The organism is Actinomadura keratinilytica (assembly GCF_039539665.1).
Lineage (GTDB): Bacteria > Actinomycetota > Actinomycetes > Streptosporangiales > Streptosporangiaceae > Spirillospora > Spirillospora keratinilytica.
Window position 1 is genome coordinate 50892 of the sequence record NZ_BAABDO010000022.1, and the last position, 20332, is coordinate 71223.

Here is a 20332-nt window from a genome sequence, read left to right on the forward strand (position 1 = left end):
GGTGGTGTCGGCGCATCGGCGCCGGTCTGGAAAACTGGGGACCGCTATGGAGTATCTGATCCTCATCGCCGGGCTGACCGTCCTCGCGCTCGTCGTGGGCGGCGTGTTGTTCTTGCGGCCCGGCCGCCGCAAGCCCCGCCCGCCCGTCGAGCCTCCGGCGCCGCCCACCGTGTCGGGCGCCGGCACCGTCACCGTCGAGGGGGAGGATCAAGCGGCGCCGACGCTTGAGCGCGCGCCGCCGGCGGAGGCGCCGCCCGCCCCGCCCAAGCCCGAGATCGAGATCCCGCCGCCGTCGGCGGGGCGGCTGGTGCGGCTGCGGGCGCGGCTGGCCCGGTCGCAGAACGCCTTCGGCCGCACCCTGCTCGGCCTGCTGTCGCGCGAGACGCTGGACGAGGACGCCTGGGAGGAGATCGAGGACACCCTCATCGCCGCCGACATCGGCGTGAGCGTGGCCCGGCAGATCACCGAGGATCTGCGCACCCGCGTGCAGGTGCTGGGCGCCCGCACCCCCGAGGAGGTGCGCGCCCTGCTCAAGGAGGAGCTGCTCAAGCAGATCGGCCCGGACCTGGACCGCTCGCTGCGCACCGGGCGGCGCGGCAACCGGCCGGCGGTGCTGCTGGTCGTCGGCGTCAACGGCACCGGCAAGACCACCACCTGCGGCAAGCTGGCCCGCGTGCTCATCGGCGACGGCGGCAGCGTGGTGCTCGGCGCCGCCGACACCTTCCGCGCCGCCGCCGCCGACCAGCTGGAGACGTGGGGCTCGCGGGTGGGCGCCGAGGTGGTCCGCCGCGACGAGGGCGCCGACCCGGCCAGCGTCGCGTTCGAGGCCGTCAAGACCGGCATCGACACCAAGGTCGACACGGTGATCGTCGACACCGCGGGCCGCCTGCACACCAAGACCGGGCTGATGGACGAGCTCGGCAAGGTCAAGCGGGTGGTGGAGAAGCAGGCCGAGGTGGACGAGGTGCTGCTGGTGCTGGACGCCACCACCGGCCAGAACGGCCTGCAGCAGGCCCGCGTGTTCGCCGAGGTCGTCAACGTCACCGGCATCGTGCTGACCAAGCTGGACGGCACCGCCAAGGGCGGCATCGTCGTGCAGGTGCAGCGCGAGCTGGGCGTCCCGGTCAAGCTGGTCGGGCTGGGCGAGGGGCCCGACGACCTCGCCCCGTTCGAGCCCGAGGCGTTCGTCGACGCCGTCCTCGGAGACTGAGCATGCGCGCCTGAGCCCGCGCGCACCGGACGGGACGTCACACGCCCCGGCGGCACCCCGAGTGCCGCCGGGGCGTTCTTCTTTGCTGGTTTCGGACGCCTGTCAAGGCTTGTAACGTCCGCCGAAGACGGCCGGAAAACGCGAAACAACGGCCGGTGAGGTTTTTGAAACATTTCAGAAACATCTCTGTGGCGGGTTTCACACCGTAGAAACACGGGGGCCTTTCGGGTGAAACGGGTTCCGAACACGCTCTGAGCAGTCCAAGTTCGGTGTCGAGGAGGGACTCTCCCCGAGATGAAGATCGATAGCGGCAGTACCGCCTGGTTGCTGGTGAGCGCGGCGCTCGTGCTGCTCATGACCCCCGGATTGGCCTTCTTCTACGGCGGCATGAGCCGGGCCAAGAGCGTGCTCAACATGATGATGATGAGCTTCGCCAGCATCGCCGTGGTGGGGATGATCTGGGTCGTGTACGGCTACTCCCTCGCCTTCGGCGACGGAGGGGCGCTCAGCTCGTTCATCGGAGGCTTCGGCGACGCGGGCCTGGTCGGGCTGGAGAAGGCGGCCACGGCCGACGACGGCACCGGCATCCCGCAGCTGGTGTTCGTCGCCTTCCAGGCCACGTTCGCCATCATCACCGTCGCGCTGATCAGCGGCGCGATCGCCGACCGCGCCAAGTTCGGCGCCTGGCTGGTGTTCATCACCGCGTGGGTGACCCTGGTGTACCTGCCGATCGCCCACTGGGTGTGGTGGTCCGACGGGGAGGACAAGGCCGGCTGGATCTTCGACCTGGGGGCCCTGGACTTCGCCGGCGGCACGGTGGTGCACATCAACTCCGGTGTCGCGGCGCTGGCGCTCGCCCTCGTCCTCGGCAAGCGCAAGAACTGGCCGAAGGAGCCGGGCCGCCCGCACAACCTGCCGTTCGTGCTGCTGGGCGCCGCGCTGCTGTGGTTCGGCTGGTTCGGGTTCAACGCCGGCTCCGCGCTGGCCGCCAACGAGACCGCCGCGGTCGCGTTCATCAACACCATGGTCGCCACCTGCGCCGCCGGGTTCGCCTGGATCGTGGTCGAGAAGCTGCGCGACGGCGCGTTCACCACGCTGGGCATGGCCTCCGGCATCGTCGCCGGCCTGGTCGCCATCACCCCCGCCTGCGCGTTCGTCACGCCGATCGGCGCGCTCGTGCTCGGCCTGGTCGCCGGCGCGGTGTGCGCGTTCGCGGTCAGCCTGAAGTACCGGCTCGGCTACGACGACTCGCTGGACGTCGTCGGCGTCCACATGGTCGGCGGCATCGTCGGCGCGCTGCTCATCGGCATCCTGGCCACCACCGCCGTCAACGAGGGCGGCGCCGACGGGCTGCTGGCGGGCGGCGGGCTCGGCCTGCTGGGCAAGCAGGCGGTGGCCGTCGTGGCGACCCTCGCCTACTCCTTCATCGCGACGTTCGTCATCGCCAAGGTCATCGACCTGGTGGCGGGCTTCCGGATCCCCGAGGACGAGGAGGTGAGCGGCATCGACACCGCCACCCACGCCGAGACCGCCTACGATTTCGGCGGCGTGCCGTCGGGGGCCTCGCCGGCCGTCGCCGCCGCCCACAAGACCCCCGCCGTCACCGGGGACGGCGCCGCTTCGACCAAGAAGGTGCAGGCCGACGCATGAAGCTGGTCACCGCAGTCATCAAGCCGTTCAAACTGGACGAGGTGAAGGCGGCCCTGGAGACCTTCGGGGTCAAGGGGCTGACCGTCAGCGAGGCCAGCGGCTACGGCCGCCAGAAGGGGCACACCGAGGTGTACCGGGGCGCCGAGTACAAGGTGGACCTGGTGCCCAAGCTGCGCGTGGAGATCCTCGTCGACGACGAGGACGCCGCCGACGTCATCGACGTGGTCGTCAAGGCCGCGCAGACCGGCAAGATCGGCGACGGCAAGGTGTGGGCCGTCCCGGTGGAGACCGTCGTGCGCGTGCGCACCGGCGAGACCGGCCCCGACGCCCTGTAGGCCACCGCGTGGCCCTCGTTCACGGAGCATCCGGGGAACAGACCGAGCGGACCCGTCCCGCGGCCGGCGCGGGCGGCACCACGGACACGGCCCGCGCAGCCCTGGCGGCTGCGCGGGCCGCGCGCGCCGACGAGCTGGACCGCTGGCTGGCCGGCCTGCTCGCCCGCGATCGCGCGCAGGAGCGGGACGACCCCGCGCCCGGAGTGGCCCTGCTGGCGGTGGGCAGCCACGCCCGCCGCGAGCTGACCCCGGGCGGCGACCTGGACCTGGTGCTGGTGCACGACGGCCACCCCGCGATCGCCGACATCGCCGACCGGGTCTGGTACCCGATCTGGGACGCGGGCCTGCGGCTGGACCACTCGGTGCGCACCCTCACCGAGGCGCGGGCCGTGGCCCGCACCGACATGAAGGCGGCGCTCGGGCTGCTGTCGGCCCGCCCGATCGCCGGAGACTCCGCCCTGGTCGGCGAGCTGCGCGCCGCCGTGCTGGCCGACTGGCGGGCCGACGCCGCCCGCCGCCTGCCCGAGCTGGCGGACATGTGCCGCGAGCGCTGGCGGTCCCAGGGCGAGCTGGCGTTCCTGCTCGAACCCGACGTCAAGGAGGCGCACGGCGGGCTGCGCGACGTGCACGTCATGCAGGCGGTCGCGGCGTCCTGGGTGGCGTCGGCGCCCGGCGAGCGCGTCCGCGCCGCCCACGGCCTGCTGCTGGACGTCCGGCACGCCCTGCACGAGGTCACCGGGCGCGCCGCCGACCGGCTGGTCCTGCAGGAGCACGAGCCGGTCGCGCACGCCCTCGGCCTGCGCGACGCCGACGTGCTGCTGCGCGCCGTCGCCGAGGCCGCCCGGACCATCACCTACGCCGGCGACCACCTGTGGCGCCGCGTCGAACGCTTCCGCGCCTCCCGCCGCGGCACCGGCACCCCGCGCCCGGCGACGAGCGCCGCGACGGGACGCGGCGCGGCACGCACGGTGGAGCGCAAACCGGTGGGGGACGGCGCCGTCGAACACGACGGCGAGGTCGCCCTCGCGCGCGGCGCCGACCTCGACGACCCCTCCCTGGTGCTGCGCGTCGCCGCCGCGGCGGCCGAGGCGGGCATGCCGCTGGCCCCCGCCACCGTCGACCGGCTCGCCGAACGCGCCGCGCTGCCGTCCGCACCCTGGCCCGACGCGGCCCGCGACGCCCTGGTCGCCCTGCTGGGCGCGGGCGCCGCCGCCATCGGCGTGTGGGAGGCCCTCGACCAGGCCGGGCTGATCGTCCGGCTCATCCCCGACTGGGCACGCGTCCGCAACCGGCCCCAGCGCAACCCGTTCCACCGCTTCACCGTCGACCGGCACCTGGTGGCGGCCGCCGCCGAGGCCGCCGCCCTCACCCGCGAGGTCGCCCGGCCCGACCTGCTGCTGGTGGGCGCCCTGCTGCACGACATCGGCAAGGGCCGGCCCGGCGACCACTCGGTCGCCGGCGCCGTCGTGGCCCGCGACCTGGCGGCCCGGATGGGCTTCGCCGACGGCGACGTGCGCGTCCTGGAGACCCTCGTCCGGTACCACCTGCTGCTGCCCGACACCGCCACCCGCCGCGACATCGACGACCCCGCCACCGTCCGGACCGTCACCAAGGCGCTGGAGGCAGTCCCCGGGCGCGAACGCGAAACCCTCGAACTGCTGTCGGCGCTGGCCGTCGCCGATGCCAAGGCCACCGGCCCGTCCGCCTGGGGGAGCTGGAAGGCCCGGCAGGTGGCCGAGCTGTCCCGCCGCGCCGCCGCCGCCCTGTCCGGGGGGACGCCGCCCCCCGCCCCCGTGCTCGGCCCCGAAACGCTGGCTCTGGCCCGCCACGACGGGGGCGCGGTGCGCATCGCCGGGTCGCGCGTCACCATCGCCGCCCCCGACCGGCCCGGGCTCCTGTGGCGCGCGGCGGGAGTGCTGGCCCTGCACAGGCTCGTCGTCCGTTCGGCCCGGACCGTGTCGTCACCCGCGGCCGAGTCCCGTGCCACCGCCGTGCTGGACTTCACGGCCGTCCCCGAGTACGGCACGCCCCCCGACCCCGCCGCACTGGAAGCCGACCTGCGGCGCATGCTCGCCGGGCGGCTCGACGTGGCCGAACGCCTGGAACGGCGGGCGCAGGCCATGCGGGTCCGTCCCGGCATCACCGTGCCGCCTCCGCGCGTCGGCATCGTCCACGACGCGTCCAGCACCGCCACCGTGGTGGAGGTTCGCGCCCACGACCGCCCGGGCCTGCTGTGGCGGATCGGGCAGGCGCTGGGGGAGTGCGGCTTGTCGGTGCGCGCCGCCCAGGTGGACACGCTCGGCGCCGAGGCGGTGGACGTCTTCTACGTCGTCGACGCGCAGGGACGCCCCGTCAGCGACCCCGACGCGCTGGCAGCGGTACGCCGGCACGTCCTGGCCGCGCTCAGCTGACACCCCCGTGCCGGGGGTGGGAAGGCGGCTTCGGGGGCACAGCCACCTCCTCACCCGGCTCAGCGGAGTCCGGGCCTGTGGCCGGCCTGGGTTTGCCGAGGTCCTGGCCGGGCCGATGGGGATCCGGCAGACGGTCGGCCGGCCTGGGCCGGGGGGCGTCATCGGGCTTCCCCCCGAAGGTGGGGTCCGGGGCTCTCAACGGCTTCTCGCCACCGCCGTTTCCGTTACCGCTGCCGTTGTTGCCGTTGCCCTTGTGGCCATTGCCGTTGTTGTTGCCGCGGCCCCTCGGCGAGTTCCCGGGGAGAGTCCGTCCGGTAGAGCTCCGCGGGGCGGCCGTCCTGGTGCTCTCCTGCGGCGTCGGCTGCAGCAGCCGCGAACAGTAGCGGGACACCTGGGCGTCGCCTCCCGCCGCCTTGGCGAGGTCCTGGAACCGCTGGGAACGCAGCGCCTTCGCCTTGTCATCGCCGTCCAGGCCCCTGTAGTCGCGGCATTGCTCGACCAGCTTCGAATCGGCCGTCGTCCTCTGGGACGGACTCGCCGCGCCACCCGTCCGCAGCGGAACCGACGTGGACGCGTCCGGGGAGGGCGACGGCGTGCGCGACGAGGACGTGCCCTCACCGGCGGGCCGCAGGGGCAGGGTCCCCGCCGCCACCGCGACCCCGCCGCCGACCACCGTGGCCAGCACCGCCGCGGCGATCTTCGCGGTGAAGGCACCGGCGAGCCGCGGACGGCGCCGCCCCGCCCGCCGCCGCACCGCCCCCCGCCGCGCCGCAGCCCCGGGAGCCGCGGCGCCGCTCGCCGAGGAGGCGGCGCGGAACGCCGCCACGGCCGCCTCCTCGCCGACCAGTTCCGACTCCTGGGCGGGCGCGGCGGCGCGGGCGAGCAGCCGGGCGAGGGCATCGGCGTGCGGACCGTCCACCGCGCCGTCGAGCAGACGCTCCGCTGCGGCGCGGTCGAAGTCCTGGCTGCCCCTATTCATCTCACCCTCTCCAGCGCCGGCTCCCCTCGACCTGTCACACCGCGACCCGTTCACGCCTTGCCGGCCGACGGGCCGCGCCGCTCCTCGGCGGGCCCGACGGCCCGCCGCGCCCGCAGCGCCCGCCGCCTGCGCCCGGCGTCCACCGACGTCCCCCCGGCCGGCTCACCGGCCGGCTCACCGGGAGACGGGTCGGCGAGCCGCTCGGCCAGCCGGTGCAGCCCCCGGTACGCGGCGGTGCGGACCGCGCCCGGCCGCTTGCCCAGCACCCGCCCCGCCTCCCGGGCGTCCAGGCCCACCACCACGCGCAGCAGCACCGCCTCGGCCTGGTCCTGCGGAAGCCCCGAGATCAGCGCGACCGCCGCGTCCGTGGACAGCCGCGCCAGGGCGTCGCGCTCGGTGTCGTCCCCGCCCACCAGGTCGCCCAGCTCGTCGATCGGCGCGCTGGTGTCGGGGCGGCGGCTGACCCGGCGCAGGTGGTCCAGCGCCCGGTGCCGCGCCACGGTCGACGCCCACCCCCGGAACCGGTCGTAGTCGCCCTCGAACGAGCCGATGTCCCGCGCGATCTGCAGCCAGGCCTCCCCGGCCACGTCCTCGGCCTCCGCCCCGACCAGCGCCCGCAGATAACGCAGCAGCCGGGGCTGCAGATCCCGGTAGAGCAGCCGGAACGCCGCCTCGTCCCCGGCCTTCGCGGCGTGCAGCGCGGCCTCCAGGCCCTGGTCGTGCGGGTCGGCGGGGCGGCTCCTCCCACGTCTGCTCATGGGCGACCGGGAGGCCGGGCCCAGGTGTTCACCAAGGCATCCTCGGAACGGGGGGTCGGGGTCGGTCCTGGACGACGTGCGGCGGTCCGTCCTCGTCGCGGAGAAAGGCCACTTCACGTCGAGGACCCAAGTCTCCGGATCGGGCCGTCATGTTGCAAGGACGACCGGACCGAGGCCGCACCACCGTGACGTGCGCGTACGCTCCCACAGGGCGCCGGGCGGGGGCGCGGGGCGCACAGCGGGCCGCGGGCGGCCGCGCCGCGCCGACCGGGCAGGAGCCGGCCGTTCACCCGATACCCTGATAACCGATCCCAGACGCTTCCAAGGACGGGTCCAGACGTGTTCGAGACGCTCTCCGACCGGTTGACGACGGTCTTCTCGTCGCTGCGCAGCAAGGGCAGGCTCTCCGAGGCCGACATCAACGCGACGGCCCGCGAGATCCGTGTCGCGCTGCTGGAGGCCGACGTTGCCCTGCCCGTGGTGAAGGACTTCATCGCGCGGGTCAAGGAACGGGCCCGGGGCGCGGAGGTCTCGCAGGCGCTGAACCCGGCCCAGCAGGTCGTCAAGATCGTCAACGAGGAGCTGATCGAGGTCCTCGGCGGCGAGACCCGCCGGATCCGCTTCGCCAAGCACCCGCCCACCGTGATCATGCTGGCCGGTCTGCAGGGCGCCGGTAAGACCACCCTGGCCGGCAAGCTGGCCCGCTGGCTGAAGCAGGAGGGGCACGCGCCGCTGCTGGTCGCGGCCGACCTGCAGCGTCCCAACGCCGTCCAGCAGCTGCAGGTGGTCGGCGAGCGCGCCGGGGCCGCGGTGTTCGCGCCCGAGCCCGGCAACGGCGTCGGCGACCCGGTCGACGTGGCGCGCCGCTCCATCGACCACGCCCGCCGCGCCCAGCACGACGTCGTCGTCATCGACACCGCCGGCCGGCTCGGCATCGACGCCGAGATGATGCAGCAGGCCGCCGACATCCGCGACGCCGTCCACCCGGACGAGATCCTCTTCGTCGTCGACGCGATGATCGGCCAGGACGCGGTGAACACCGCCCAGGCGTTCCTCGACGGCGTCGGGTTCGACGGGGTCGTGCTCACCAAGCTCGACGGCGACGCCCGCGGCGGCGCCGCCCTGTCGGTCCGGCATGTCACCGGCCGCCCGATCATGTTCGCCTCCACCGGCGAGAAGCTGGAGGACTTCAACGTCTTCCACCCGGACCGGATGGCCGGCCGCATCCTCGACATGGGCGACATCCTCACCCTGATCGAGCAGGCCGAGCAGGCGTTCGACGCCGCCCAGACCGAGCGGATGACCACGAAGTTCGCCTCGGGCGAGGACTTCACCCTCGAGGACTTCCTCGAGCAGATGATGATGATCCGCAAGCTCGGGCCGATCGGCAACCTGCTGGGCATGATGCCGGGCATGGGGCAGGTCCGCGACCAGATCAGCCAGATCGACGACCGCGACCTGGACCGGGTGGCCGCCATCATCCGCTCGATGACCCCGCAGGAGCGCGCCAACCCCAAGATCATCAACGGCTCCCGCCGGGCCCGCATCGCCCGCGGCTCGGGCGTCACGGTCGGCGAGGTCAGCGCCCTGGTGACCCGCTTCTTCGAGGCCCAGAAGATGGTCCGGCAGATGGCGGGCGGCCTGGGCTTCCCCGGCATGCCCGGCCGCCGCAAGGCCGCCAAGGCGGCCAAGGCCAAGAACAAGAAGGGCAAGCAGCGCAGCGGCGACCCCCGCAAGCGCGCCGCCGCCCGCGCCGCCAAGGAGGCCACCGTCCCGACCCCGGACGGCAACCTTCCCCAGGGGCTGCCTCCCGGCCTGGGCGGCCCCGGCGCCCTCCCTCCGGGCCTGGGCGGCCAGCTTCCCCCCGGCTTCCAGATGCCGGACCTGGGCAAGCTGCAGAACCGCAAGAAGAAGTGACCGCGGTGGCGGCCCCGCCCGCAGCCGCGGGGCCGCAGCACCACCGCCCCACTCGCCCGAGGCACAGCCGAGTCCCTCACCGGCACTGACGAGCACCACATCGAGCTTGGGCTGCTCAACGCTTCTCCTCCCCGAGGAGACGAGCACCCCGCCCGCGCGCTCCCGCCACCCGGCCGCTGCCGGCCACGAACGCCGGCCTGACGACCCGCGCCGGTAACCCGGCTCGCGCCCGGCAGCACCGCCTAGCGCGGCGGCGGTGCCACAGCCATGCCCACCCCCTCACCCTCAAGGTCGACCACAGCGGAACGCCGAGATCCACCGCACATGGCCTTAGGGCCTGTCCGGTGGATCATGGTGGATCCGCAGCGGCGCGGTGGCCGGGGTGCTCCGGCCGGTGGTGACGGGCCGGGCCGGGCGCCGGGGCGGCGGTGCCGCACCTCACTTCGGGCAGCTCGATGCGGTTTTGGACCGTTTTGTTCTGTCGGCGGGGCGGCTTCACCGGAGGCGGACACGCGGCCGCCATGATCCACCGGACACAACCTAGGCGCGGCGAGCGTGGTGGTCGGGCCGTTGCCGGCGGACGTCTGTGGTGGCGTGGCCGCTGCGGCTGTGAATGCAGCGGTGTGTTCGGGCGTCCAGGTGTTGAGCGCCAACGCGCGGTGGGATGTGTGCCGGGGACGGTCGGCGGTGGTGGCGGGTGCTGCGTCCGCCTGGCCGGCGGTATGGGCTCATTGCTGCGGCCGGTTCTGGCCGTGGGGCTGTTCTTCAGGGGCCGGCGCCTTTGGTGGTTGGTCGTTCCGGCTGTGACTTCAGGTTGTGTTTTCGGTGGCCGTGTGTTGATCGCCGGCCTGTGGGGGACGTCCTGCGGTCGCGGTGGGCGCCGCTCCCGGCTGCGTGAACCGCCCCACCGGATGATCTTTGTTGAGGGGGTGAGCCGCACTCCGGCATCGCGTGGAGGAGGCGGGGTCGAGGCTTCATGATCGAAAAAGGTCCTTGCCGATCGGGATCGTCCGCGCAGCTCAGGGGCGGGGCAGGCGATCGCGGTCCGAATCCTGAAACTGAGGACGGCGGCGAAATGGTGCGGGCTGGGGCGGTAAGGCGGCGGTGGTGATGTGCTTCAGGAGGGAGAAGCGGCGAGGTGGGCGGCGTGTCATGCCGCGATTGGGTCATCGGGGCGATCGTCTGGCAGAATGGCAGGCTGGAAACCCGGATACGCGCAGGCGCCCTCTCTCGTCCTGAGCGGCCGGAGTCCATGGAGCGGCCGGTAGCCGGTATCCCCACCTGGTGAGGCCCGCTCGGCCCTGTATGAAGTCTGGAGAACACCACACCCGTGGCAGTCAAGATCAAGCTCAAGCGTCTGGGGAAGATCCGGAACCCGCAGTACCGGATCGTCGTCGCCGATGCCCGCACCAAGCGTGACGGCCGGGCCATCGAGGAGATCGGCCTGTACCAGCCCAAGCAGGAGCCCTCGCTCATCCGGGTGAACTCCGAGCGGGTGCAGTACTGGCTGGGCGTCGGCGCGCAGCCGACCGAGCCGGTGCTCAACATCCTCAAGATCACCGGCGACTGGCAGAAGTTCAAGGGCGAGCCCGGCGCCGAGGGCACGCTCAAGCAGGCCGAGCCGAAGCCCGACAAGAAGGCCCTGTTCGAGGCCGCGGTCAAGGAGTCGCTCGGCGAGGAGGAGGCCGCCGCCACGACGGCGCGGTCCCGGAAGAAGTCCGAGTCCAAGAAGGGCAAGGGCGAGGGCCGGGCCGAGGACGCCGCGGGCAAGGCCGAGGACAACACCGAAGCTAAGAGCGAGGGCTAGACGTGCTCGAAGAAGCGCTCGAGCACCTGGTGCGCGGGATCGTCGAGCATCCGGACGACGTCCGGGTGAAGGCCCGCAGGATCAGGGGCGGTCGGGTCCTGGAGGTGCGGGTGCACCCCGACGACCTGGGCAAGGTCATCGGCCGCAGCGGTCGCACCGCCAAGGCCCTGCGCACCGTGATCGGCGCCCTGTCCGGGGGCCGGCACGTGCGGGTGGACCTGCTCGACCTGCACGAGGTCCGCTGACCATGCGCCCCAGCGCCGACCGCGCCCCAGGGGCGGCGGCGCCCGTCCGGCGCCCCGCGCAAGGCCATGCCCGGGCCCGCGGTGCCGGTTCCGGGCCGGCGGCCGACCGGCTGGTCGTCGGCCGGGTCGGCCGTCCGCACGGGGTGCGTGGCGAGCTCACCGTCGACGTGCGAACCGACGATCCCGATCGCCGGTTCGCACCGGGGACGCAGCTGGCCACCGACCCCGCGGCCGCCGGTCCGCTGACCGTCGAGCACGCCAGATGGCACTCGGGTCGGCTGCTCGTGCGCTTCTCCGGGGTCGACGACCGGAACGCCGCAGAGGAACTGCGCGGCACCTGGCTCGTCGTCGATCCCTCCGACATCCCCCCGTCGGCCGATCCCGACGAGTTCCACGACCAGGAGCTCATCGGACTGGCCGTGGTCACCGGCGACGGCACCGAGGTCGGCACCGTCGCCGAGGTGCGGCACCACGGGCAGGATCTGCTCGTGGTGCGGCGGACCGGCGGAGGCGAGGCGCTGGTGCCCTTCGTCGCCGCCCTGGTCCCGGAGGTGGACGTTCCCGGGGGGCGGTTGCGCATCGACCCGCCCCCCGGCCTCCTCGACTGAGCGGCCGGGCCCGGCCGCGCGGCAGCCCCTCCGGGTAGGTCCGGCCGACCGAACCGGGCCGACGCAGGACGACACATCCGATTCCGGGGCGAAGAGCGGTCGGGACCCCGCGAACCGGCACGACCGAAAGCCTCATGAAGCTCGACATCGTCACGATCTTTCCGGAGTACTTCGCTCCGCTGGACGTCTCCCTCCTGGGCAAGGCGCGCCGCACCGGCCTGCTCGACGTGCACGTGCACGACCTCCGGCGGTGGACCCACGACCGGCACCGCACCGTCGACGACACCCCCTACGGCGGCGGGCCCGGCATGGTGATGAAGCCCGAACCGTGGGGGGAGGCGCTGGACGCCATCGCGCCCCCCGGCGGACCCGTCCCCCGGCTGATCGTCCCCACGCCGAGCGGCCGCCCGTTCACCCAGGCGAAGGCCGCCGAACTGGCCGCCGAGCCCTGGCTGCTGTTCGCGTGCGGCCGGTACGAGGGCATCGACTCGCGGGTGGTGGACGAGGCCCGCACCCGCATGCCGGTGGACGAGATCAGCCTGGGCGACTTCGTGCTGGCGGGCGGCGAGGTCGCGGTGCTGGTGATCGTCGAAGCCGTCGGCCGGCTGCTGCCCGGCGTGCTCGGCAACGCCGACTCGGTGGCCGACGACTCGTTCGCCCCCGGCGCGATGGAGTCGCTGCTGGAAGGCCCCGTCTACACCAAGCCGCCGGTCTGGCGCGGCCGCGCGGTACCGGACATCCTGCTGTCGGGCCACCACGGCGCGATCGCCCGCTGGCGCCGCGACGAGGCGCTGCGGCGCACCGTGCGCAACCGTCCGGAACTGGCCGCGCGCCTGGACCCCGCGACACTGGACGCGCACGACCGCCGGGTGCTGGCGGAGGCCGGTTTTCCGGTGGACGACGAAGATATGGCACACTGAATCGTCGCCGTGCGCGCGCCCGCGCCCGGCACACAGACTCTCATCAAGATCCACTTCGCGCGGCGCGACGCCCCCTTCCCACCGCCGGGGCCTCTCGGCCGGCCGCGTATGACCATGAGGAACCGCTGTCATGCACACCCTGATCCGTGAGATCGAGCAGGCCACGCTGCGCACCGACCACCCGGACTTCCGTCCGGGCGACACGGTGAAGGTGCACGCGCGCATCACCGAGGGCAAGGTCACCCGGATCCAGGTCTTCGAGGGCGTGGTGATCCGCCGGCAGGGCGGCGGCGCCCGCGAGACCTTCACCGTGCGTAAGGTGAGCAAGGGCGGGTACGGTGTCGAGCGCACCTGGCCGCTCAACAGCCCGCACATCGAGAAGCTGGAAGTCGTCACCCGCGGTGACGTCCGCCGGGCCAAGCTGTACTACCTGCGCAACCTGCGCGGCAAGGCGGCCCGCATCAAGGAGAAGCGCGACTTCTGATCGCCTCCGCGACGTCCCGGCGCCTCGGACCGCGGTCCGGGGCGCCTGTTGTTTACTCCGGCATTCTTCGTCTCAATTCCGGGTAATCGCTTTGAATCCGCCTTGTGGCGGGGCGCCGTTTCAGGAACCCTTCGAGGGGAACGGAGCGTTGCCCGCACGGACGGCGCGCTCGGTGCCGGGTCCGGCCGTGCCGGGCGCGACACGGCCGTTCGCGCGGGGTGCGGCGGCGTCCGCGCCGATAGGCTTTGCGCTGGGATGAGTGACGAGGACGATCGGAGAGACGTGCGATCGGAAGCCGAGGGCGCGGTGCCCGACGACAAGCAGGCCGTGACCTCCGGTGCGGAAAGCGCTGGCGAGACGTCCTCGGACGAGGAGGAGAGCGGCGACCGCAAGGAACGCAAGCAGGGCTCTTTCTGGAAGGAACTGCCGATCCTCGTCGGGGTCGCGCTGGTCCTCGCCCTGATCATCAAGGCGTTCGCGGTGCAGGCGTTCTACATCCCGTCGGCGTCGATGGAGAACACCCTGCAGATCGGCGACCGAGTCCTCGTCAACAAGATCGTCTACCACACCCGGGACGTGAAGCGCGGCGACATCGTCGTCTTCAACGGCCTGGACTCCTGGGACCCCGAGGTCGAGGTCGAGGAGCCGGGCAACCCGCTCTCCAAGGCGCTGCGCGGCATCGGCCGCACCTTCGGCATGGTTCCCGGCGAGAAGGACTACATCAAGCGCGTCATCGGGACGCCGGGCGACCACGTCAAATGCTGTGACGCCCAGGGGCGCATCACCGTCAACGGCACGCCGCTGGACGAGCGCTCCTACCTGTACACCGACCCGGTCACGGGCGAGCAGAACAAGCCGTCCAACGAGCCGTTCGACCACGTGGTGCAGCCCGGCCAGCTGTGGGTGATGGGCGATCACCGCGAGGTCTCCTCCGACTCGCGGGCGCACCGCGGTGACCCCGGCGGCGGCACCATCCCGACCAACCGCGTCATCGGCCGCGCATTCGTGATCGTCTGGCCCTTCAACCACATCGGCACCCTCCCGATCCCGAAGACGTTCGAGCAACCGGCCCTGCAGGCCGCCTCGGCCGTCGTCCCCGCGACCCCGGTCGCGCTGGGGTTCGCAGGCGCACTGCCCATCACCTACCTCCGCCGCCGCCTGCGCCGACGCCGCCGCTGACCTGCGCACCCCGCGGACCGGGCCACGCCCCACCCGGTGTGGGCGTCGGAGATCGCCAGCTGGACGCCGGACAGGCCGCGGGCGACCAGGCCGCGAGGGAGGCAAGCCATCCGGCGCCGGGCGCACGCCCAAGCGCGCCCCACAAGCGGCAGCGCCACCATCGGCCACCTTGTAAACGGCGCCGCCGCTCCTGCCGGTAAGTGCAGGTGAGCGCCGCCGTGGCATCTCCGCCACGATCCCGACCCACGGGCGACCAGGCCCGGCAGCGGCGGTCGTCCCCCGCCTTCGCCCCGGCCTCCTGCAAGGCCCGCCATGCCATGGAGTACGACGTCAACCACTTCGAGCGCCAACCGGACCGTGGCCACCCGCTACGACAAGCTCTCCGGCCGCCACCGGGCCGCCCTCTCGATACCACCGAATGGCTCCACCGACTTCGAAACCCGACCCATTCGGGCGTGTCCGGTGGATCACGGTGGGTTCGCAGCGGCGCGGTGACGAGGGCGATCACGGCCTCCGCGGCGACCCGCCCGCACATGGCGGCGCAGCCGACCCGCAACACGCGGGGACGACCCTGCCGCACCCCAACTCAAGATCAACCAGAGCTGACCGAACACGGCGCAACCAAAGCGGATTCTGCTGAGAACGATGCGTCCCGGCGCGTTCGCCCCTGCGTCGCGTAGCTGCCCCGCATACCCACCGCCCCGTGGCCGCGTCGCCCCTTGAATCCGAGTCTCGCCCGTTCCAGGGCACCCATCGGCACGCTTGTCCGTCGCCTCCGGTGGTGGCTCGTCGCAGGGGTGTCTCCTGGGTCGCGCGATTTGTGGCCGGGGTGCGCGGGTCTGCCGCCGGGGCCGGCGGGTACGGCGCGCGCCACCGGCGAACGGCCGTCCCTCCCCCCGGCGGTCGTGTCGAGAGCTGCGGGTTCTCCGTCGAGCACGTGCGGGGGGTGTGCTGAGGTGACGCTGGCCAGAACCCGGTCCGTGTCGCTGGTGGGAGTGGACGGCTTCGTCATCGACGTCGAGGCGGCCATCACCAGCGGTGTCCCCGGTCTGCACCTGGTGGGGCTCCCGGACGCCGCGCTCAACGAGGCACGCGACCGCGTGCGGGCGGCGATCTTCAACTCCGGCGAGGACTGGCCCGACCGGCACGTCACGGTGTCCCTTCAGGCTTTGAGCACCTCGTCTACCGATGCCACGGACGTCCCGCCCGGCCGTGGTGGCGATGTGCGGAGGGACCTGTGGGGGGCTAACTCGCATTCCGGGCGCAGCGGTGGGTGCGGGCGACGTACGCTGCGGACCATGAGAGGTCGTCCACTCCGCTACACGCCGCGCCGGGACGCCGGGTTGTACGGCTACGAGCGGGCGCTGGAGCACGCGGGTTTCAGCCCGGTGGCCGGTGTCGACGAGGCGGGCCGCGGGGCGTGCGCGGGGCCGCTGGTGGTCGGCGCGGTGATCCTGCCGGGGGGACGACGCGGACGGATCGAGGGGCTGACCGACTCCAAGCTGCTCACCCCGGCGCGACGCGAGGAACTGTACGCCGAGATCGTCGAACGGGCCGTGGCATGGAGCGCCCTGGTCATCCCCTGTCATGACGTCGACCGGCTGGGGCTGCACCAGTGCAATGTGACGGGGATGCGGCGCGCGCTGGCGGCCCTGGAGCGGCGGCCCGCGTACGTGCTGAGCGACGGGTTCGCCGTTCCCGGTCTGGACGTGCCCGGGCTGGCGGTGATCAAGGGGGACCGGGTCGCGGCGTGCGTGGCGGCGGCCTCCATCGTGGCCAAGGTCACCCGGGACCGCATCATGGTCGATCTGCACGAGCGCTACCCCCAGTACGGCTTCGACGTGCACAAGGGGTACGTGACTCGTGATCATTCCGCGGCGCTGGCCAGGTACGGGCCGTGCCCGGAGCATCGGTTCTCCTTCGTCAACGTCGGGCGGGCCGTGCGCAACAATGGTGGGGAGGCCGTGGGGGAGGCCGGGTACGGCCCCGTGGGGGAGATTCCCGGCGAAGGCCGGACGGAAGGGGCACGAGCGTGAGCGCCGAGGATCTCGAGAAGTACGAGACCGAGATGGAGCTGCAGCTCTATCGCGAGTACCGCGACGTCGTCGGCCTGTTCACCTACGTGGTGGAGACCGAGCGCAGGTTCTACCTCACCAACTCGGTCGATCTGCAGGTGCGCAGCTCCGACAACGGAGAGGTCTTCTTCGAGGTCACGATGCAGGACGCCTGGGTGTGGGACATGTATCGGCCTGCTCGCTTCGTCAAGAACGTCCGGGTTGTCACGTTCAAGGACGTCAACATCGAGGAGCTCGCCAAGAGCGACTTCGAACTGCCCGCCAACCACTAGGTCGTGTCCGGTGGATCATGGCGGCCGCGTGTCCGCCTCCGGTGAAGCCGCCCCGCCGACAGAACCAAACGGTCCAAAAAGGCACCGACCTGCCCGAAGTGAGGTGCGGCACCGCCGCCCCGGCGCCCGGCCCGGCCCGTCACCACCGGCCGGAGCACCCCGGCCACCGCGCTGCTGCGGATCCACCATTGATCCACTGGACAGGCCCCAGGGTGTGTCGTCAGAGTGTCATGGCCGCATCGGCGGGGCGGTCGACGTGACGGCGACTTGGAAGGACCTTGGCGGTCCTGCAGTGGCGGGTGGCGGCGCCGTGCCACCGCCCGATGTGGTCGAAGCAGCGCTCGGCGACGCCGCGCCGCCGATGGATGCGCCTGTCGAAGAGCGGCCACATGGTCCGCATCGACCGACCAGCCCGCAGCCACTTCGACGACACTGCCTACTGAGCTTTTCGTAAGTTGCGTGGTTCGGTCGCACGCATCCGCCGCACCTCGGCCCACTACGGCCGGATCAACGGCGGAACGGCTTCTTTGGAACCCCCAGGCCGGGCGTCGGGGGACATGCCGCGATACCGAGAGACCCCACCCCTCCACACCCGCAGAACCAACGAAAAGCTCAGTAGGCCGTGTTTCAGAGCGGGGCGACTGCGGTGCTCTTGGGAGAACGGCCTGGTCGCGAACGAAGAGCGTGTCGTGGCGGGGCAGCCGCGGCCCGGTGGCGTTCGAGGTGGTTGACGCGCACTCCACGGCGCTGGGCGGCGGCATCCCTGTCGTCGTGTCGGGCATCGGTTGCGGCCGTGGGGGCTTTGGTGTGACCGCGACGTGCTTCTCCGGCTTGGCGGGGGCGTGATCGGCATTGCTCATCTGATACAGGGGATCACTTCTCTTCGTCGTGCTGGGCGGAGGGGCGGGGGCCGGTGGTCATTTGGGTTGCTTGGCGGCCTTGGTGAGGCGCCAGCCGGCGGCGCTGCGTTCGACGAAGCCCGCGGCGGCCAGGAGGCCGAGCTTGCCGTTGGCCGTGGCCAGGTCGACGCCCGCCTTGACGGCGATCTGCGCGGGGCCCGCGGAGCCTCGGCCGGGAAGGGCTTCCAGGACGGCGCGGGCGGTCGGCTCCAGGCGGTCGCGGGGCAGCACGGGGCCGGACGGGACGGGGGCCAGGTCGTCGCCGATACGGCCCACCGCCTCGACGACCTCTTCGGGGCGGGCGACCAGGAAGGTGGACGGGTCCTCCCGGAGCAGCCGGTGGCAGCCCACCGACGTCCGCGAGTCGATCGGGCCGGGCACCGCCATGAGGACGCGCCCCAGTCTGCGGGTCCAGGCGGCGGTGCTGAGGGCCCCGCTGCGCGCCTCCGCCTCGACGACCACCGTGCCCCGGCACAGTGCGGCGATCACCCGGTTGCGGACGAGGAAGCGCAGGCGGTGCGGCTCCACCCCCGGAGGCGACTCGCTGACCAGCACCGCCCGCCGGGCGATCTCGGCGAACAGCCCGTCGTTGGACGCCGGGTACGGCACGTCCACCCCGTTGGCCAGCACCGCGACCGTCGGGCCGTCGGCGGCCAGGGCGCCCCGGTGGGCGGCCGCGTCGATGCCGAGCGCGCCGCCCGACACCACCGACCAGCCGCGTTCGGCCAGGTCGGCGGCGAACTCGGCGGCCACGCGCAGGCCGTAGGAGGACGCCGCGCGGGATCCGACCACGGCCACCGAGCGCAGGCAGGCGTTGCGCAGGTCGCCGGGGCCGCGCAGCCACAGCGCGTACGGGCGCTCTCCGCCGAGATCGTCCAGCGTGGTGGGCCATTCGGGGTCGCCGGGGCAGACCAGGCGCCCGCCCAGCCGGGCGCAGATCTCCAGATCGCGTTCGGGTTCCGCGGCGGCCGACCGGATCCGCCAGTGCCGCAGGCGGCCCGCCACCCGCTCGGACAGCAGGTCGTCGGGGACGTCCCCGGTGCGGATCGCCGCGACGGCCCCGGCCGGGCCGAGGCGGTCGACGATGCGGTTCAGCAGCGCGTCGCCCGGCTCGGCGATGGCGGTCAGGGCCGCCCTGGCCAGGCGCTCTCCGGTCATGTCCGCCTCCACGTCCACAGGGCGAGCGCGCCGCCGACGTCGTCCGGGGAGGGCTGGTCGCGACCGGCCAGGTCGGCGATCGTCCAGGCGACCCGCAGGACGCGGTCGAGACCGCGGGCGCTGAGCGTGCCGTTCTGCAGGGCCTCGTCGGCGGCGTGCATCGCGTCCGGTTCGGGGGTGAAGCGGCGGCGCAGCTCGGGGCCGGGGATCTCGGCGTTGCACCGCCAGGGGGTGTCGGCCAGGCGTTTGCGCGACCGGTCGCGGGCCTCCTGCACGCGCTCGGCGACGACCTGGCTGGACTCGGCGAACTCCACGTCGTAGCGCAGTTCGGCGCGGCTGGCGGGGACCAGCTCCAGCTTCAGGTCGATGCGGTCGAGCAGCGGCCCGGAGATCTTGGAAAGGTACTTGCGTCGGACGCCGGGCGCACAGGAGCAGTCGATCGACTTGGCCGCCGCGCACGGGCACGGGTTGGCGGCCAGCACGAGTGTGAACCGGGCGGGGAAGGTCGCCGTCCCCTCCGTGCGGGAGATCCGTACGGAGCCCTCCTCCAACGGCTGCCGCAGGGCGTCCAGAACGCCGCCCTGGAACTCGGGTGCCTCGTCCAGGAACAGGATGCCGCGGTGGGCCAGGGACACCGCGCCGGGTTGCAGCGTCCGGCCGGAACCGCCGCCGACCATGGCCGGGCGGGTGGCGGTGTGGTGGGGCGCGTAGAACGGGGGACGCGTGATCAGCGGCTGGTCCGGCGGCAGGGTTCCGGCGACGGAGTGCAGCGCGGTGACCTCCAGCGCCTCTTCCGGTTCCAGCGGGGGCATCAGGGTGGGGAGGCGTTCGGCGAGCATGGTCTTGCCGCACCCGGGAGGGCCGCTGAAGTAGAGGTGGTGGCCGCCGGCCGCGCTGATCTCCAGGGCGCGGCGGGCCTCGGCCTGGCCGCGCACGTCCGCCAGGTCGACCCCGGTGCCGTTCGCCTGGCGGCCGAGGGTGAGCCCTTCGGGAGCGGTACGGGCGGGGAGCGGGTCGTCCTCCTCTTCGATCGGCGGCGGCTCGTCGCGCAGCAGGCACAGCAGCCCGCGCAGCGTCCGCGCCGGTATCACCTGCAGGTCGGGGACGAGTTCCGCCTCGGCGGCGTTGGCCTGCGGGACGACCACGGTGCGGCAGCCGGCGTGCGCGGCGGCCAGTGCCGCGGGCAGCACGCCCGGGATGGAGCGGATCCGGCCGTCCAGCCCGAGCTCCCCGACCATCACCAGCCCCGCGCAGGACCGGGGCGGCACCGCCTCGGCCGCCGCGAGCAGCGCGACCGCGATGGCCAAATCGAAGGTCGAGCCTCGTTTCGGCAGGCTGGCCGGGAAGAGGGACACCGTGACGTGCCGGTTGGGCCAGTCCTCGCCGGAGTTGAAGATCGCCGCCCGCACGCGGTCGCGTGCCTCG

Annotated in this window: 17 protein-coding genes and 1 pseudogene; 14 read left to right on the top strand and 4 right to left on the bottom strand. The window is 73.1% G+C overall.

The window, feature by feature from the left end; genetic code table 11:
- Positions 1-46 precede the first annotated feature (46 nt).
- The 4 genes from ftsY (at position 47) to ABD879_RS10545 (ending at position 5606) form a co-directional block, all read left to right on the top strand.
- On the top strand, positions 47-1210 hold the full coding sequence (gene ftsY, locus ABD879_RS10530) for a signal recognition particle-docking protein FtsY (RefSeq protein ID WP_345019928.1): 1164 nt from the start codon (positions 47-49) through the stop codon (positions 1208-1210).
- Positions 1211-1504: 294 nt separating this feature from the next.
- On the top strand, positions 1505-2860 hold the full coding sequence (locus ABD879_RS10535; RefSeq protein WP_345019930.1) for an ammonium transporter: 1356 nt from the start codon (positions 1505-1507) through the stop codon (positions 2858-2860).
- Positions 2857-3195 (top strand): P-II family nitrogen regulator, encoded by a 339-nt coding sequence (locus tag ABD879_RS10540; protein WP_345019932.1) that lies wholly within the window; start codon positions 2857-2859, stop codon positions 3193-3195. The genes ABD879_RS10535 and ABD879_RS10540 overlap by 4 nt, the downstream gene beginning before the upstream one ends.
- A gap of 8 nt (positions 3196-3203) precedes the next feature.
- Positions 3204-5606, top strand: a complete 2403-nt coding sequence (locus ABD879_RS10545) for a [protein-PII] uridylyltransferase (RefSeq protein WP_345019936.1) — start codon at positions 3204-3206, stop codon at positions 5604-5606.
- Here ABD879_RS10545 and ABD879_RS10550 read toward each other — a convergent pair.
- Complete coding sequence (locus tag ABD879_RS10550) at positions 5599-6585, bottom strand: hypothetical protein (RefSeq protein ID WP_345019939.1); 987 nt, start codon at positions 6583-6585, stop codon at positions 5599-5601. The two genes, ABD879_RS10545 and ABD879_RS10550, sit on opposite strands and share 8 nt — an antisense overlap.
- 50 nt (positions 6586-6635) lie before the next feature.
- Complete coding sequence (locus ABD879_RS10555; protein ID WP_345019942.1) at positions 6636-7343, bottom strand: RNA polymerase sigma factor; 708 nt, start codon at positions 7341-7343, stop codon at positions 6636-6638.
- Between the two features lie 339 nt (positions 7344-7682).
- On the opposite strand from ABD879_RS10555, the gene ffh reads away from it, so the two are divergent.
- From ffh to ABD879_RS10605, 10 genes and pseudogenes are all read left to right on the top strand, one after another.
- Positions 7683-9260 (top strand): signal recognition particle protein, encoded by a 1578-nt coding sequence (gene ffh, locus ABD879_RS10560; protein ID WP_345019944.1) that lies wholly within the window; start codon positions 7683-7685, stop codon positions 9258-9260.
- A gap of 1330 nt (positions 9261-10590) precedes the next feature.
- Positions 10591-11067 (top strand): 30S ribosomal protein S16, encoded by a 477-nt coding sequence (gene rpsP / locus ABD879_RS10565; RefSeq protein WP_345019947.1) that lies wholly within the window; start codon positions 10591-10593, stop codon positions 11065-11067.
- Positions 11068-11069: 2 nt separating this feature from the next.
- Positions 11070-11312 carry an RNA-binding protein gene (locus ABD879_RS10570; protein WP_067918821.1) on the top strand — a complete coding sequence of 81 codons (243 nt, stop codon included), beginning with the start codon at positions 11070-11072 and terminating at the stop codon, positions 11310-11312.
- Positions 11313-11314: 2 nt separating this feature from the next.
- Positions 11315-11920 carry a ribosome maturation factor RimM gene (gene rimM, locus ABD879_RS10575; protein WP_345019949.1) on the top strand — a complete coding sequence of 202 codons (606 nt, stop codon included), beginning with the start codon at positions 11315-11317 and terminating at the stop codon, positions 11918-11920.
- Positions 11921-12054: 134 nt separating this feature from the next.
- On the top strand, positions 12055-12840 hold the full coding sequence (trmD, locus tag ABD879_RS10580) for a tRNA (guanosine(37)-N1)-methyltransferase TrmD (RefSeq protein WP_345019952.1): 786 nt from the start codon (positions 12055-12057) through the stop codon (positions 12838-12840).
- A 130-nt stretch (positions 12841-12970) separates the two neighbouring features.
- On the top strand, positions 12971-13324 hold the full coding sequence (rplS, locus tag ABD879_RS10585) for a 50S ribosomal protein L19 (RefSeq protein WP_285493260.1): 354 nt from the start codon (positions 12971-12973) through the stop codon (positions 13322-13324).
- Positions 13325-13606: 282 nt separating this feature from the next.
- Positions 13607-14503 carry a signal peptidase I gene (gene lepB, locus ABD879_RS10590; protein ID WP_345019956.1) on the top strand — a complete coding sequence of 299 codons (897 nt, stop codon included), beginning with the start codon at positions 13607-13609 and terminating at the stop codon, positions 14501-14503.
- A gap of 995 nt (positions 14504-15498) precedes the next feature.
- A pseudogene (locus ABD879_RS10595) lies at positions 15499-15660 on the top strand (magnesium chelatase domain-containing protein); the annotation flags it as partial.
- Positions 15661-15801: 141 nt separating this feature from the next.
- Entirely contained in the window at positions 15802-16539 is a 738-nt protein-coding gene (locus ABD879_RS10600) for a ribonuclease HII (RefSeq protein ID WP_345019969.1), read from the top strand.
- Positions 16536-16850, top strand: coding sequence for a DUF2469 domain-containing protein (locus ABD879_RS10605; protein WP_345019958.1), 315 nt, complete (start codon positions 16536-16538; stop codon positions 16848-16850). Before ABD879_RS10600 ends, ABD879_RS10605 begins: the two co-directional genes overlap by 4 nt.
- Positions 16851-17767: 917 nt before the next feature.
- Here the strand turns inward: ABD879_RS10605 and dprA are convergent.
- Both dprA and ABD879_RS10615 read right to left on the bottom strand, forming a co-directional pair.
- The gene (gene dprA, locus ABD879_RS10610; RefSeq protein WP_345019960.1) at positions 17768-18907 is read right to left on the bottom strand and encodes a DNA-processing protein DprA; all 1140 of its coding nucleotides are present in this window, start codon (positions 18905-18907) and stop codon (positions 17768-17770) included.
- Positions 18904-20332: YifB family Mg chelatase-like AAA ATPase (locus ABD879_RS10615; protein WP_345019962.1), on the bottom strand; the 1429-nt coding region annotated here is incomplete at its 5' end. The genes dprA and ABD879_RS10615, both read right to left, overlap by 4 nt.